At 61.6% G+C, this 14,551-nt stretch carries 15 protein-coding genes; 10 read left to right on the forward strand and 5 right to left on the reverse strand.

All coding sequences use genetic code 11. The features are described 5' to 3' along the window. The 5 genes from NO932_RS03520 to NO932_RS03540 all read left to right on the forward strand — a co-directional run bounded on the left by NO932_RS03520 (window position 1) and on the right by NO932_RS03540 (window position 5,735). The gene (locus NO932_RS03520) at window positions 1–1,539 is read left to right on the forward strand and encodes a tripartite tricarboxylate transporter permease (protein WP_309209685.1); all 1,539 of its coding nucleotides are present in this window, start codon (window positions 1–3) and stop codon (window positions 1,537–1,539) included. A gap of 13 nt (window positions 1,540–1,552) precedes the next feature. Next, the gene (locus NO932_RS03525; RefSeq protein WP_309209686.1) at window positions 1,553–2,371 is read left to right on the forward strand and encodes an SDR family oxidoreductase; all 819 of its coding nucleotides are present in this window, start codon (window positions 1,553–1,555) and stop codon (window positions 2,369–2,371) included. Window positions 2,372–2,396: 25 nt separating this feature from the next. Beyond that, window positions 2,397–3,071, forward strand: a complete 675-nt coding sequence (locus NO932_RS03530; protein ID WP_309209687.1) for an RraA family protein — start codon at window positions 2,397–2,399, stop codon at window positions 3,069–3,071. Between the two features lie 188 nt (window positions 3,072–3,259). Then, entirely contained in the window at window positions 3,260–4,459 is a 1,200-nt protein-coding gene (locus tag NO932_RS03535) for an acyl-CoA dehydrogenase (protein ID WP_309209688.1), read from the forward strand. Window positions 4,460–4,556: 97 nt separating this feature from the next. After that, on the forward strand, window positions 4,557–5,735 hold the full coding sequence (locus NO932_RS03540) for a CaiB/BaiF CoA-transferase family protein (protein WP_309209689.1): 1,179 nt from the start codon (window positions 4,557–4,559) through the stop codon (window positions 5,733–5,735). Here the strand turns inward: NO932_RS03540 and NO932_RS03545 are convergent. Then, the gene (locus NO932_RS03545; RefSeq protein WP_309162551.1) at window positions 5,716–6,003 is read right to left on the reverse strand and encodes a hypothetical protein; all 288 of its coding nucleotides are present in this window, start codon (window positions 6,001–6,003) and stop codon (window positions 5,716–5,718) included. The genes NO932_RS03540 and NO932_RS03545 overlap by 20 nt on opposite strands. 114 nt (window positions 6,004–6,117) lie before the next feature. On the opposite strand from NO932_RS03545, the gene NO932_RS03550 reads away from it, so the two are divergent. The 3 genes from NO932_RS03550 to NO932_RS03560 all read left to right on the forward strand — a co-directional run bounded on the left by NO932_RS03550 (window position 6,118) and on the right by NO932_RS03560 (window position 8,326). Then, complete coding sequence (locus NO932_RS03550) at window positions 6,118–6,306, forward strand: hypothetical protein (protein WP_309162550.1); 189 nt, start codon at window positions 6,118–6,120, stop codon at window positions 6,304–6,306. A 220-nt stretch (window positions 6,307–6,526) separates the two neighbouring features. After that, the gene (locus NO932_RS03555) at window positions 6,527–6,955 is read left to right on the forward strand and encodes a peptidylprolyl isomerase (RefSeq protein WP_309162549.1); all 429 of its coding nucleotides are present in this window, start codon (window positions 6,527–6,529) and stop codon (window positions 6,953–6,955) included. Between the two features lie 156 nt (window positions 6,956–7,111). Continuing rightward, the gene (locus tag NO932_RS03560; RefSeq protein ID WP_309209690.1) at window positions 7,112–8,326 is read left to right on the forward strand and encodes a GNAT family N-acetyltransferase; all 1,215 of its coding nucleotides are present in this window, start codon (window positions 7,112–7,114) and stop codon (window positions 8,324–8,326) included. Here the strand turns inward: NO932_RS03560 and NO932_RS03565 are convergent. After that, window positions 8,292–8,615 carry a hypothetical protein gene (locus NO932_RS03565; RefSeq protein ID WP_309209691.1) on the reverse strand — a complete coding sequence of 108 codons (324 nt, stop codon included), beginning with the start codon at window positions 8,613–8,615 and terminating at the stop codon, window positions 8,292–8,294. The genes NO932_RS03560 and NO932_RS03565 overlap by 35 nt on opposite strands. 103 nt (window positions 8,616–8,718) lie before the next feature. Continuing rightward, on the reverse strand, window positions 8,719–10,602 hold the full coding sequence (locus NO932_RS03570; RefSeq protein WP_309209692.1) for a glycosyltransferase family 2 protein: 1,884 nt from the start codon (window positions 10,600–10,602) through the stop codon (window positions 8,719–8,721). Between the two features lie 101 nt (window positions 10,603–10,703). Here NO932_RS03570 and NO932_RS03575 point away from each other — a divergent pair, with 101 nt between their 5' ends. After that, on the forward strand, window positions 10,704–11,519 hold the full coding sequence (locus NO932_RS03575; protein WP_309209693.1) for a transporter substrate-binding domain-containing protein: 816 nt from the start codon (window positions 10,704–10,706) through the stop codon (window positions 11,517–11,519). Between the two features lie 6 nt (window positions 11,520–11,525). Here the strand turns inward: NO932_RS03575 and NO932_RS03580 are convergent, their stop codons facing one another. Then, a complete protein-coding gene (locus NO932_RS03580; RefSeq protein ID WP_309209694.1) occupies window positions 11,526–11,930 on the reverse strand; it encodes a tellurite resistance TerB family protein in 405 nt (134 codons plus the stop codon). Between the two features lie 152 nt (window positions 11,931–12,082). Here NO932_RS03580 and NO932_RS03585 point away from each other — a divergent pair, with 152 nt between their 5' ends. Next, on the forward strand, window positions 12,083–13,738 hold the full coding sequence (locus NO932_RS03585; protein ID WP_309209695.1) for a lysine--tRNA ligase: 1,656 nt from the start codon (window positions 12,083–12,085) through the stop codon (window positions 13,736–13,738). A 60-nt stretch (window positions 13,739–13,798) separates the two neighbouring features. Here the strand turns inward: NO932_RS03585 and NO932_RS03590 are convergent, their stop codons facing one another. After that, window positions 13,799–14,434 carry a helix-turn-helix transcriptional regulator gene (locus NO932_RS03590; RefSeq protein ID WP_309209697.1) on the reverse strand — a complete coding sequence of 212 codons (636 nt, stop codon included), beginning with the start codon at window positions 14,432–14,434 and terminating at the stop codon, window positions 13,799–13,801. Between the last annotated feature and the right edge of the window lie 117 nt (window positions 14,435–14,551).

Genomic DNA, 14,551 nt, shown 5'->3' on the forward strand with positions numbered 1-14,551 from the left:
ATGAGTTTTGACGTTCTGGTCTCCGCGCTGTGGGTCATCGTTCAGCCCCAAGTGCTCATCGTCGTGCTGCTGGCCTCCATCTACGGCCTTTTCATCGGCGCGATACCCGGCCTCAGCGCCACCATGGCAACGGCGCTGCTGATCCCGCTGACCTATTACATGGACCCGGTCGCTGCCATCGCGGCCATCGTGGCCACGACGGCCATGGCCATCACCGCTGGCGATATCCCCGGCGTGCTGCTGCGTATCCCCGGAACGCCGGCCTCGGCGGCGTATGTCGAAGAAGCGTACGCGCTCAACCTCAAAGGCAAGGCGCAACTGGCGATGGGCATCGGCATCGTCTTTTCGGCGGCAGGCGGTTTGGTGGGCGCGGCGGTCCTGCTCCTCAGCGCGCCCATCCTGGCGCGCGCCTCGTTGAGCTTTTCGAGCTTCGAGTTCTTCTGGATGGCTCTGCTGGGGCTCTTGACCTCGGCTCTGGTGAGCACCAACGCCCCGGCACGCGGCTTGTTCTCGCTGTGTCTGGGTCTGCTCATCAGCACTGTCGGGCTCGATGTCACCTCAGGTCAGCCGCGCTTTACCTTCGGGGTCATCGACCTTTACGGCGGGGTGAGCTTCATCCCCACTATGATCGGCATGTTCGCCTTTGCCGAACTGCTCCGGGGCCTTTCGGCGGCAGGCACAATTCCGCCCGTTCCCGAAAAGGGGAGTTTCTGGAGCAATTCCTTTGCCGGCGTGTGGGGCATGTTCCGCAAATATCCATGGAGTTTCATCCGGGGATCCGCGTTAGGCTCGGCGGTGGGCGCACTTCCTGGCATTGGAGGCGATCTGGCCGCCTGGATCTCCTATGGCATGAGCAAGCGCTTCTCGAGGACCCCCGAAAAGTTCGGCACGGGTCATGAGGAGGGCTTGGTCGAAGCCAGTTCCTCGAACAACGCCGGCCTCTCCAGCGCATGGGTGCCGGCACTGGTTTTCGGCATCCCCGGCGATGCGGTGACCGCCATTGCTATCGGCGTCCTGTTCATGAAGGGGCTCAATCCCGGCCCTCAGCTCTTCGTGGATAGCCCCACAATGCTGACGGCCGTGATCCTCACCTTTGGCCTCGCCAATCTTTTGCTCCTTCCCATCGGCTATTTCGCCATCAAGGGCGCCCGCTATGTGCTCTCGATTCCGCGCAGCCTGATCGTCCCGACCATTCTGGTGTTCTGCGTGGTGGGTTCGTTCGCCATCAACAACACCTTGTTCGATATCGGCGTGATGCTGGCCGCCGGGCTGGTGGCCTATGTGCTGGAAGCAAACCGGTTCCCGCTTGCGCCGGTCATTTTAGGGCTGGTGCTCGGCCCCATCCTTGAGCGCAACTTCATCATGTCGATGCAGATCGCCGACGGAAATCTTCTGGGCTTTTTCAGTCGGCCCGTTGCAGCCGGGCTCGGCGTAATTGTCTGCGCGGTCATTCTGATCCCGCTCGTGCGGACGCTCATCCGCATCATTTCACGGCGTCGGCCCCAGTCCCGGCAGCCCGATATCTCCTCCTCCACATAGGATAAGCTTTTCAATGCATGATCCATTTTCAGTAGAAGGCCGCGTCATCGTCGTCACCGGCGGCTTGGGCCAGTTGGGCACCCAGTTCTCCAGGTCCCTCGCCCAGGCGGGGGCCAAGGTAGCCATCTTCTCGCGCCGTCCGTTCTCCGACGAGCAGCTCGCCGACAAGTTCCCCAGCGTTGCAGGCAACATCCGCGTCTATGAGGCGAGCGTCACCGACAAGGCGGCGCTCTCCGCCGCCACCCAAAAGCTCGTTGCCGATTGGGGCGCCCCGCACGGGCTGGTCAACAATGCCGGCATCGATTCCAAGCCCGACGGCTCGGCCGAACAGAACGCCCCCTTCGAGGTCTATCCTCAGCATTACTGGGACGAGATCATCGAAACCAATCTGACCGGGGTGATGCTCACCAGCCAGGTGGTCGGCAGCGTCATGGCCGCCGAACAGCGCGGCTCGATCATCAATGTAGGCTCGATCTACGGCATGGTCTCGCCCAACCAGGCGCTCTATGCCTATCGCGAAAAGCGCGATGGCGTGCCCTTCATCAAGGCCGCGTCCTACGCCGCGTCCAAGTCCGGCCTGGTCAATTTCACCCGCTATCTGGGCACCTATTGGGCGCCCAAGAAGGTGCGCGTCAATCTCATCTCCTTCGGCGGGGTAAAAACAGCCAGCTTCGACAAGGAATTCATCGACGCCTTCCTCGAACGCGTCCCCATGGGCCGTCAGGCCGAGATCGACGAGTACAACGGGGTCGTGCGCTTCCTGCTTTCGGACGCCTCCTCCTACATGACGGGCTCCAACGTGGTGGTCGATGGCGGCTTCACCGCCTGGTGATGCCGCATTTTCAGGGAAAAAGACTATGACTTACGACTACGCCGACACTGATTGGAACTCGATCGAACGGCTATCGAAATGGTATTCGGGCGACATCCATGACGTGATGGATAAGCACGGCACTTATGGCCACCTCAAGGGCATCTCCCTTTTTGGGGCCCTGGCTCCCGGCCAGGTGGTCTGCGGCCCCGCCGTCACTGTGCTTTATGAGCCCAGCACCCGCGTGGGCCAGCCCCAGGACGTCTATCACGGCGCCATCGACGGGGTGGTCAAGGGCGGCATCATGATGGTGGATTCCTCCTGCGCGGAGGGCTCGGGCACCGGCGAATTGATGTCCACCGGCGCCAAGATGGCGGGTGCCGCCGCCACTGTCGTCCATGGCACGGCCCGCGATCTGGCCGAGGTGCGCCACCTCGATTATCCGCTCTTTGCCCGCGGCACGAGCCCGGTCGGGGTGTCGGGGCGCATGGAACCGGCCAAGGCGCATATCGATCTTGACATTGATGGCGTACGCGTCCGGCCCGGCGACGTTATCTTCGGCGATATCAGCGGCGTCGTCGTCATCCCGCGCGAACTGGTCAAGACCATCGCCGATGCCGCCGATGAGAACGGCAAGGCCGAAGCAAGCTGCCGCGCCCGCATCCTGGCCGGCGAAAAGCTCCGCAGCGTCTGGCCCGTCGGCAGCACCGGCCCGGTCTGATGTCCAAGAGCCGGACGAACCCTGGTTCCTCCGGCTCTTGCTACCCCGCGCAAAAAAATCGCTCATCCGCCACATAGATCCCTCAAATCGTCATTTTCCTTAGACGATCTGCCGAAATTTCCCTGTTTTTCCCGCTTCGTGCAGAGGCTATCCTTGCTTGAACGCATTTGATTTGCCGGGGAGGAACAATGGGCAACAACAGCGGCGCGCAGGGCGGTTTCGTCTGGTCGGATCCCTTTCTGCTCGAGGATCAGCTTTCTCCCGAAGAGCGCATGATAAGGGAGTCCGCCGCCGCCTTTGCTGCCGATAAGCTCGCCCCCCGGGTCCAGGACGATTATCTCGAGGAACGCGTCGATCCCACGATCTTTGCCGATTTTGGCGCCGCCGGGCTGCTCGGTGCCACCATACCCGAGGAGTTCGGCGGCCTCGGCGCGTCCTATGTCGCCTATGGGCTGATCGCCCGCGAGATCGAGCGCATCGATTCCGGTTACCGCTCCATGATGAGCGTCCAATCCTCGCTCGTCATGTATCCCATTCACGCCTATGGCACCGACGACCAGCGCCGCAAATATCTCCCCAGGCTTGCCAGCGGCGAATGGATCGGCTGCTTTGGTTTGACCGAGCCCGATGCCGGTTCGGACCCCGCCTCCATGAAGACCCGAGCCGAAAAGATCGATGGCGGCTATCGGATTTCAGGGGCCAAGACCTGGATTTCCAATTCTCCCATCGCCGATGTCTTCGTCGTCTGGGCCAAATCCGCCGCTCATGGCGGCAAGGTCCGCGGCTTTGTCCTTGAAAAGGGCACTAGGGGCCTTTCCGCGCCCAAGATCGGCGGCAAGCTTTCCCTGCGCGCATCGGTCACGGGCGAGATCGTCATGGACGGCGTCGAAGTGCCCGAGGATGCGCTGCTTCCCAATGCCGAAGGCATGAGCGGCCCGTTCGGCTGCCTCAACCGCGCCCGCTACGGCATTTCCTGGGGCGCCATGGGTGCGGCCGAGGATTGTTGGCACCGTGCCCGTCAATATGGGCTCGACCGCACCCAGTTCGACCGTCCGCTGGCCGCCACCCAGCTCTTCCAGAAAAAGCTCGCCGACATGCAGACCGAGATCGCGCTGGGTTTGCAGGCTTCCTTGCGGGTTGGCCGCCTCATGGATGAAGATCGCATGGCTCCGGAAATGATCTCCATCGTCAAGCGCAACAATTGCGGCAAGGCCCTCGAAATCGCCCGTCAGGCCCGCGACATGCATGGCGGCAACGGCATCCAGATCGAATACCACGTCATGCGCCACGCCCAGAACCTTGAGACCGTCAACACCTATGAGGGCACTCATGACGTCCACGCCCTGATCCTGGGCCGGGCCCAAACCGGCCATCAGGCGTTTTTCTGACCATGCCGAAGTTCGGCTGGTCCGCAACCCCTCAACTGTCATTCCGGGACGTGTTCCCGGAATCCAGCGCAGCGCGTGCCGAGAGCTGACCACGCCGATGGGAACCCCACCCCCACCGCTAGGCAAACCTCCGCTCGCAGGCTTGCGCGTTGTCGAACTGGCCCGCATCCTCGCCGGCCCCTGGCTCGGCCAGACGCTCGCTGATCTCGGCGCCGAGGTCATCAAGGTCGAAAGCCCCCAGGGCGACGATACCCGCTATTGGGGGCCGCCCTTTATCGAACGCGATGACGGGCAGGGCGGCACCGAAACCGTCGCCGCCTATTTCCACGCCGCCAACCGCTCCAAGCGGTCGGTGGTTTGCGATTTCAACGATCCCACCCAGCTTAAGCGCCTCAAGGCTCTGATTGCCGAAGCCGATGTGCTGGTCGAGAACTTCAAGCTCGGCGGTCTCACCCGCTACGGGCTCGATTATCCAACCCTTGCCGGCCTCAACCCGCGCCTCGTTTATTGCTCCATCACCGGCTTCGGCCAAACCGGCCCCCGCGCCGCCCAGCCCGGTTATGATTTCTTGATCCAGGGGATGAGCGGTGTCATGGATTTGACCGGCGCGCCGGATGGCGAACCGCAAAAGGTTGGCGTTGCCTGGATCGACGTTTTCACCGGCCTTTACGGCGCCATCGGTGTCCAGGCCGCCTTGGCCGAGCGCGAGCGGTCGGGCAGGGGACAACACATCGACATCTCGCTCCTCGATGTCGGCGTTGCCGTTCTTGCTAATCAGGCGATGAATTACCTCGTCTCGGGCACCAGCCCCACCCGGCTCGGCAACGCCCACCCGAACATCGTCCCCTATCAGGTCTTTCCCGCCTCGGATGGCCACGTCATCATCGCCTGCGGCAATGACCGCCAGTTCGCCTCGCTCTGTAAAGCATTGGAGCTTTCCGATCTCGCCTCCGACCCGCGCGCCAGGACCAACCCCGGGCGGGTCGCCAATCGCGAAGCGGTCTGCGCCGCCATCGCCGCCGCCACATCAGCCCACAGCAAGTCCGATCTGATCGCTGAACTGGAAGCTGCCGGTGTCCCTTGCGGCCCCATCAACACGGTGGCCGAGGCCCTATCCGATCCGCAAATTGCCGCCCGCGCCCTGCGCATCGATCCGGAGGGCATTCCTGGTCTGAGGACTCCCTTGCGCTTTTCCCGCAGCCCTCTCTCGCTCGATCGCGCCGCACCGCTATTAGGGGACGGCGAGTGGAGCTGGTCTAGCTCAAGGCCCAGATGACCAGCGCCGCAATGACGATCAAAAGGCCGATGGCCAGCGCAACATAGGTCAACGCCGCCCCGCCCGAGGAGCCCAGCGGCGTTTGAACATTCGTATCGGGTCTGGCCTGGCGCACCTGCGCTGCGTCGGGTGGGTTGCCCGAAGCTTCGTCATCGGTCCCCAGCGGCGCAGCCGCCGGATCGGGCCAATCCGCCTTGTCCCCGGTCTCGCCGCTGTCGATATCGCGCCGCAACCTATCGGTGGTCGCCGGAGCCTTCTTGTCCGCCATGTCCTTGCCTGTACCGTCTGATCTTAAGACAGAATCCGCTCGTCCGATGCCGGTTCCCTGCAACCGGGCACGGCCAGCTCCGTTATCGAAGTAAACCGCAATGGAGCACCGGAAATGACGGACAAGAAAAAGGACAGGGCGGCTGCTTTCGACAAGGGCACCGCGCCCGGACCCAAGGGATCGAAAGTTCAGGTTCGTGACGCGGGCGGGGAGTCGACCCGCGACGACAAGAGCGGTTGGGACGAGACCGACGAGGCCGCCGACGAGACGTTTCCAGCCTCCGATGCGACGGCCAAATACTGAGCTCGCACAAGCGCTGCAGCAAACGCCGGCTGGATTCGCCATTCTTTCCAATCAACTCTGATCTCAACTCATATATTGGCAATGTGCGGTTTACATCCGGGCCATGGCCCTTACATTGCCACCAGGTCCGCCTAGCAAGGCAGCGGACACCTCGCCGGGCCACTTCGCGGCGCTCAAGCGTCCGGCCCCCGCGTAAACACCAGCGAAAAAAGGACACAGAATGACCCAGGCAAAGCACGGGGACACTGTGCGCATCCATTACACCGGACGGCTCACCGACGGCACCCGTTTCGACAGTTCCGATGGCCGTGATCCCCTTGAATTTACTCTCGGATCGGGCCAGATCATCCAGGGCCTGGACGAGCAGGTGCAGGGCATGAATGTCGGCGACAAGCAGACCGTTACCATCCCCGCCGACGCGGCCTACGGCCCCCATCGACCTGAGGGCGTGCAGTCCGTCCCCCGCTCGCAAATCCCTGATGGCGTGGACACTTCCGTCGGTGCCCGCCTCCAGGCGACCGGTGCCGATGGCCGCGCCATGACCCTTACGGTCGTTGACACCACCGAAAACGCCATCACCGTCGATGCCAATCATCCGCTCGCCGGAAAAGATCTGGTGTTCGACGTCGAACTCGTCGAAGTGCTGTAATTTCAACGCGTTGCAACGGCTCGGGCGGACGCCCGGGCCGTTTAGATTTGATTGACCATCAGCCACATTCCGGCCTTCAGGTCCGCTCAAATTCAGCCTTTCCTAGGGTTTTCCCACAATAGTGTCGCCATCACGCCACCAGAGGAAGTCCAGTCCATGGCGATGCCGGCGGCTACCGATTTCGACAAACTCAGTCATGTCGTCCAGCCGGGCGGCGCCTACCTTGACATGCGGATCCACGACAGTCTCGCCGCCGTCGAACCGGCTTGGCGAGAACTAGAAGCCCGTGGCGTTTTTACCCCCTATCAGCGCTTCGATTGGATCAAGGCCTACCTTGATGCTGACTTTTCCCCGCACGAGCAAATCGCGGTTATGATGCTTTCGGAAGGTCAGCGACCCATCGCCATCCTTCCCTTTGAAATCGTCAGCCGTCTCGGCGTCCGCGTCGCCCAGATCATCGGTATGCCGATTTCCAATGGAGATGGTCTGGTTTTCGACCCGGACTACGCTGATGTACTGAGCGTGGAAACCCTCGCCAAGTGCCTTGCGGACTTGCCGGCCGACATCGTCAATTTCCACTGTGTCGCTTCCCAAGTGGGCGCAATGTCCAATCCCCTGGCCGCTCTGGGCGGCAGCCCGGCTCCGGACAATTTCTATATTAACGAGCTGATCCCGGGCGATGCCCCCTATATCGAGCACTCCCTGCCGCACAAGCGGCGCACCAACATTCGCCGCTCCCAGCGTCGCCTTGAGGAAGGATTTGGCGCCGTAGAATTGCGCCGAGCTGCCACCGAAGCCGAAGTGGATGAAATCCTTTCCGTTTTCCTCGACCAGCGCAGCAGGCGGTTCGAACAGATGGGAGTGGAAAACATCTTCGCTGGCCCGGCCTTCCGCCGTTTCTTCCGAACCCTCGCCATCGCCGGTCTTGGCGATCCGCGCCCGGCCATCAGCTTGCACGGACTCTATGCCGGCGACCAGATCGTTGCCACCAGCATCGGCACGTACGGTCCCCATCACTACTCGCAATACATCAACTCCACCGACTACGGCGAAGCCTCGCGCTATTCGCTGATGGGCGTCACGCTGTCACTACTGGTCGACAAATTGCGCGCTGACGGTATCACCGGGTTCGATATGGGGCTGGGTGATTTCGACTACAAGACCGACTGGACCCACCAGGAAACGGTTTTCGACATTATCGTTCCGGTGTCCGTAAAAGGCCGTTTGGCAGCGCCGATCCTGCGCTCCGCCCGCGCCGCCAAACGGAACATCAAGCAGACACCGGCTCTTTGGCGCGCCGCCCGAGCCGTTCAGGCAACGCTCACCGGATTTCGCGCTAAAGCCCGAAAAGCGAAAGAATCCACCAGATAAACGACGACGCGGGCAAGGGGAGAAGCAGGCGCACAGGCCAGATGGCCCAGAACCGCGCGCGGCCGGCGGTGAGGACGATCAAGGCCATCACCCCGACAGCATAGATTGTCAGGGCAATCAGCGCCGATGCAGAAATATAGCGCAGAAACAAGGACATGGCGAGCCCGATCGAGAGCAGCAGACCTATGCTGCCCGCAATCGCGAGAGCCACTGCGCGATCGGAAAGACCCGGTGTGCGCATTTCAGCGTCGACCTTCTTATCGATAAAGAACTCTTGTCCCAAACTCACTCCGAAGGCCGAGAATCTGGTCCAAATCGCCCTCCCGTTCAATCAAATAATCGAGGAGGGCTGATTTCGTCCCGCGCATTGTGTCCGTTATCCAGCATCCCAGCTACCGGGATGTCTGCGTACGCTGAGGCAGGATCTTGCCTGATGGCGCTCGAATTGCCGTACCTGCGGGCAGCGTGCTGCCAAGCCCTCGATGCTCTGTTTTGGACCAATGGTAGGGTTTTGTGATCAACTCGCCGCAGGCAAGGATCACCGCATACCAGGCGAGCAGCCAATAGAGGGGAATGCCCAAGAGCGTGCGATAGAGATCCGGCCGCCCGATCCGGTCCAGCCCGATTGCGCTGATTGCCCCGGCACCGCAATAGCCCAAGAGCAGCGCGCCAAGTCCCGCCACTGTCCAGGCCTGCGGAGCACCCAGGACGACAAATTCGTGCGCCAGCCGTGCCAGCGTCGTCATCAGAAACAGCCCGTGTACCGTCAAGGAGAGGACCATTCCGCCCACAAACACGTAGAAGGCGAGGAGGCTGGCCCATCCCAGATCCGCCAAGAGCTTCCGGGGCCGGGCGGAATGGACGATCAGCGTCTGCATCCATCCCTTTATCCATCGTGAGCGCTGGCGAATCCAGTTTCCCGCACTCTCGGGCGCTTCCTCCCAGGTCGCGGTGGCCAGGCTTTCGACGCGCAAACCCAAACGGGCCATACGGATACCCAGATCGGCGTCCTCGGTCACGTTGAATGCGTCCCAGGCTCCGATATCGCGCAGGGTCTGGGTGCGGAAGTGATTGGAGGTGCCGCCCAGTGGCACCGGAAAGCCAGCTCTCCCGATGGCTGGCAGCAGGACACCGAAATGGCCGGCATATTCGGACGCGAACATTCGGGTGATCCAATTGCGCGATGCGTTGGCGATCACCAGTTCTCCCTGCAGGCATTGGAGGGTGGCATCGGCGGCAAAAAGGCTCGCGGCTGCCCGCAACTGGCCAGGGTCGGGCAGGTCCTCGGCGTCGAATACCACGACATGTTCACCCCTCGCCAGAGGCAGGGCGAAGTTGAGCGCCTTCGGTTTGGTGTAGGGCTTATGCCTCGGCACGACAATGAGGGAAAATCGCGGATCTCCCAGAACAGCGCGGACGGCCCCCGCCGTTTGCGGGCTGGCGCTTTCGACGATGAATTTGATGTCGAGTTTCTCGGTGGGATAATCCAAGCGGCGCATGGCCTGGGCGATCTGCGGCACCATATGCGCTTCGTTCCGAAGCGGGATTAGCACCGTATAGATCGGCAATTGATCGTCGCCCAAAAGTTTTTGCGGAACGAGCGGACTGTTGCGGCCAAAGGTGAATGCAGCCCAAAGCCTGAAAAAGGAAGGGGCCGCCAGCGTCAGGGAAACGACGCCGAGAAAGAACGGCTGCAGAAAAAAGCCTGGCAGTAACGAGATCAAAACAATCGCAGCAACCGCGCTGACAAAGCCGACGCGAACCCATAGCGGCAGATCGAGATGGGCGCTGGCAAGAGGATATCGGTGAGCCAGGCGCTGAATGGCGTTGGCGGTCAGAACCTCGGAATTGGCCGCCGCCACGCCGGTTTCGAGTGTTGCCGGCGAAACGATGCCAAGGTGATCGCGCAGGCTCGGATCGTCGCCGATGCGGCGGGCCAGCGCTTTGACGTGCTCGAAGCGCGGGGCAAGGAAAAGCACCTCGCGTCCCTCGACTTCGCCCCGAGCCGACCTGATCCCGGCGAACCGATCAACGTCGATGCGCGCGTCCAACGGGACAAGAAATGGGCGGACGTCGCTGAAATATTGAAGCCCCAAAAGCCGGGCCATCTCTCGGTAGGGCAACTCTCGATCGTTTGGGGTGACGCCCTCTAGCACGTCGATGACGTCGACGCAGGTTTTGCGGGCACGCTCAAGCGCAGCATTGGCTACATGCCGGGACCAGCCCGGCTGTGCGGCCAATGCGCCAGCGAGTTCGACATCGTCAAACGTCTGCAACCCGGTCTATGCCCCCAAATCCGTGCGCCGACCCTACCAATTGTCGCCGCGATCGGCCATAACGGGCCGGAAATTCTTGTTCGGCTGTGGAAAATCGACCGATGCCAGCATTCCGGGCCGCGCCTATTGTCGCCGTCTTTTTTGCGTTCGCCTGCGCCGCAATGGCTCAAAACCTGCCCGTTCACGTCGATCCGGGAGCTCGCGACGATGTCATCGACCCCGCTCCGGTGCCCGCGTTGCGTTTTCTGACGACAGCGGATTTTCCTCCCTTTAACTATACCGATGCAAGTGGACAGCTTGTGGGTTTCCATATCGATCTGGCCGAGGCGATTTGCGCCCGGCTAGAGGCGCGCTGCACCGTCCAGGCCTGGCCATGGGATCGTGTGCAGGACGCTCTGGCTGAAAACCAGGGTGACGCGTTGATCGCCGGTCTCGACATCGGAAGCGAGGCCGCCGAGCGTTTCGATTTTTCGCGCGTCTATATGCAGCTTCCCGGGCGCTTCGTAACGCCTAAAGCTGCCGTGGCCGGCTTCGATCCCCTGGCCATGACGGGCCGGCTGGCGGTGCGGACGGGGTCTGCCCATGCCGAGCTTGTGGCGCGCACGCTGCCCGAAGTCGAACTCGAAGGCTTCGATAGCGAGTTCGAAGCACTGGCCGCGGTAGAGGCCGGGAATGCCGAGGCCTATTTCGGCGACGCGGCGCGCGCATCGTTCTGGCTCAATGAAAACCCGGATTGTTGCAGCTTTGCGGGCGAACCTTATTTCCGCCCGGACCTGTTCGGCGCGGGGCTCTCGGTCGCGGTCCCGGCGGGCCTCGACAATGTGCGCGTTGCGATCAATTGGGCCCTGATGCGGCTCCAGCGCGAGGGACGGCTGGACGAGATCTATCTGCGCTGGTTCCCAGTGAGCTTCTATTGACGCGAGTTACAGCCGCCGGTGGCGGATACGGGCCGAGGTTTCGATTGCCGCCGTCGTCAGCCGATCGATCGAAAACGCATCGCGGATCATTTCCAGCATCCGCAACTCTTCCTGGTTGAGCCACAGGTCGACGGTAGCGATTTCGACGGCGATGGCATAGGCCGTCTCCTGCAGCCGTGGTTCCAGCGTTTCGGCGATCTGGCCGAGCAGGGCATCGAGCCCCGCCATGTTGATGGTTTCAACGCAAGAGGAGGCGACCTCGGGTAGGCGCGAAATGTCGAAGCTTTCGAACACCGGCCAGCGGCTGATGAGAGCCGCGAAGCGATCCATCTCACGGTCCGTCACGTCCTTGTCGGAAACCGCGGTCATCACCATGATCTGGACCAGGGCGTCGGTGGGGGAAAGCTGCATCGAAATCACCTGAACTCGGAATGGGCCGCCGCGAAATCTAGAAAGCGCGGCTCCCGAGTGCAAGAGCGCTGGGCATCGGCATTGACCTTTGCCCGTGCTTGGTGCAACACCGGCGCTCCCGGATTTTTCTCATCATACCAAGGATGGGCCAAGTGTCCCACACCCTGCCCCCGCTCGATCCCGATGCCATCGTTGCTGCCACGAAGGCCCGCGCCTGGCCGTTCGAAGAAGCACGCAAGGTGGTGAAACGGGCTGAAAAGCTGGGCAAGGACGAGGTGATCTTCGAAACCGGTTACGGCCCTTCGGGACTGCCCCATATCGGCACCTTCGGGGAAGTGATGCGCACCACCATGGTGCGCACTGCGTTTCGCCTTCTCACGGGCGATAGCATCAAGACCCGGCTGATCTGCTTTTCCGACGACATGGACGGGATGCGCAAGATTCCGGACAATGTGCCGTCCAAGGAAGCGCTCGAGCCGTTCCTGCAAAAGCCGTTGACCGCGGTGCCCGACCCCTGGACCAACGAGTTCGCGAGCTTTGGCGATCACAACAACGCGATGCTGCGCCGTTTCCTTGATACGTTCGGGTTCGATTACGAATTCGCCAGCGCCACCGACTATTATAAGTCCGGCAAGTTCGACGACATGCTGCTGCGCACGCTTGAGCGCTATGACGATATCATGGGCGTGATGCTGCCGACGCTTGGCGCGGAGCGGCAGGCTACCTATTCGCCCATCCTGCCGATTTCGCCCATTTCCGGTCGTGTGCTCTATGTGCCCATGAAGGAGGTCAATGCCCAGGATGGCACCGTGACCTTCGAAGACGAAGACGGCCGCGATGTCACAATTCCCGTCACTGGCGGCAACGTTAAGCTGCAGTGGAAGCCCGATTTCGGCATGCGCTGGGCGGCGCTCGGCGTAGATTTCGAAATGTTCGGCAAGGACCACCAGACCAATCAGGTGGTTTACGACCGGATTTGCGCCATACTGGGCGGCACGCCGCCCGAGCACTATGTCTATGAGCTGTTCCTCGATGAGGAAGGTCAGAAGATTTCCAAGTCCAAGGGCAATGGGATCACCATCGATGAATGGCTGACCTACGCTTCTTCGGAGAGCCTGGCGCTGTTCATGTTCCAGAAGCCCCGGACAGCCAAGCGGCTCTATTTCGATGTGATCCCCAAGGCGGTGGACGAGTACTTCTCCTTTGCGGCGTCGGCTCAAAAGCAGGATGCGGCTGCATTGCTGGAAAACCCGGCCTTTCATATCCATTCGGGGCGCCCGCCGGCCTATGACATGCCGGTGAGCTTTGCGCTGCTGCTCAATCTTGCGACCGCGTCCAACCCGGAAAATCGCGAAGTGATGTGGGGGTTCATTTCGGCCTATGCGCCGGGCGTGACGCCTCAAACCCACCCGCATCTGGATGCGCTGGTCGGCTATGCCATCCGCTATTTCCATGATTTCGTTAAGAAAAATTACCGCGCCCCGGACGATGTGGAGCGCACAGCGCTCCAAAGCCTGTCGGCAAAGCTGGCTACCTTGCCCGAGGGCTCGGATGGGGAAACGATCCAGAACGCGGCGCTCGATGTGGCACGCGAGATCGAGCGATATCAGGACCATTCCCGCACCGGTCCCCATGGCGGGCCGGGAGTTTCTGGAGCATTCTTCCAGATGATCTATCAGGTGCTGATCGGCCAGGAGCGCGGGCCGCGCTTCGGCTCGTTCGCAGCCCTCTACGGCGTTGAAAATACACGGGCTTTAATCGAGCGGGCTCTTAGGGGTGAGTTGACCGGTATTGAATCGCCGGTTTAGGGGTGTATTGCCGCCGGTGTTTAATGCTTTGTGCCGCATCGGCGGAAAGGGCTCGCCTGATTACTGACTGGCCCAAAGAATCCGGGCGATCCAGTCGATCTCCTCGGGCTTGAAGACGCGCGGAGCGTGGTCGGGATTGATCGAGTGCAACTCGATCTGCTTTTCGGTGCGCCGGTGCAGGATCTTGGCCATCACTTCCCCGCCAATGGTGCGCACCACCACGCGGTCGCCACGCCGGAGCTGCTCGGTGGGCGAGACGATGATGTAATCCCCATCGCGGTAAAGAGGCTGCATGGAATCCCCGGTGACTTCCAGCGCATAGGCCGTTCCGTCGCCCAGGCCGGGAAAGCGCACTTCGTCCCAGCCCTGGCCGACGGGAAAGCCCGCCGAATCGAAATAGCCGCCAGAACCCGCCTGGGCGAAACCGAGAAGCGGCACGGCTCTGCCATTGCCGCCCGTCTGTGTGTAGGCGAGCCCGCCCGAGAGCAGGGAATCGAAACTCTCGTTCGTCGCCTCGAGAACCTTGGCGATCGATTCGGTGGAAGGCCAGCGCTCCCGCCCGTCCTTGCTCACGCGCTTGGAGGGGTTGAACGCAGTCGCATCAAGCCCCGCGAGCTTGGCAAGGCCCGAAGCGGACAGGCCATGGCGGTCGGCCAGCCTGTCGAGAGCTTCCCATATGGCGCGATGAGACAACATGGACAGATAGTTTCCGAAAAAGGAATTATATCCAATTAAACTGGAAAGTAATCCTATTATCTCATTAGTCTCCTGTAAAGAAATTTCCAAGCTTGGCAGCGCTTTCCCACAAGGCTA

Source organism: Pelagibacterium sp. 26DY04, assembly GCF_031202305.1.
Taxonomy (GTDB): domain Bacteria; phylum Pseudomonadota; class Alphaproteobacteria; order Rhizobiales; family Devosiaceae; genus Pelagibacterium.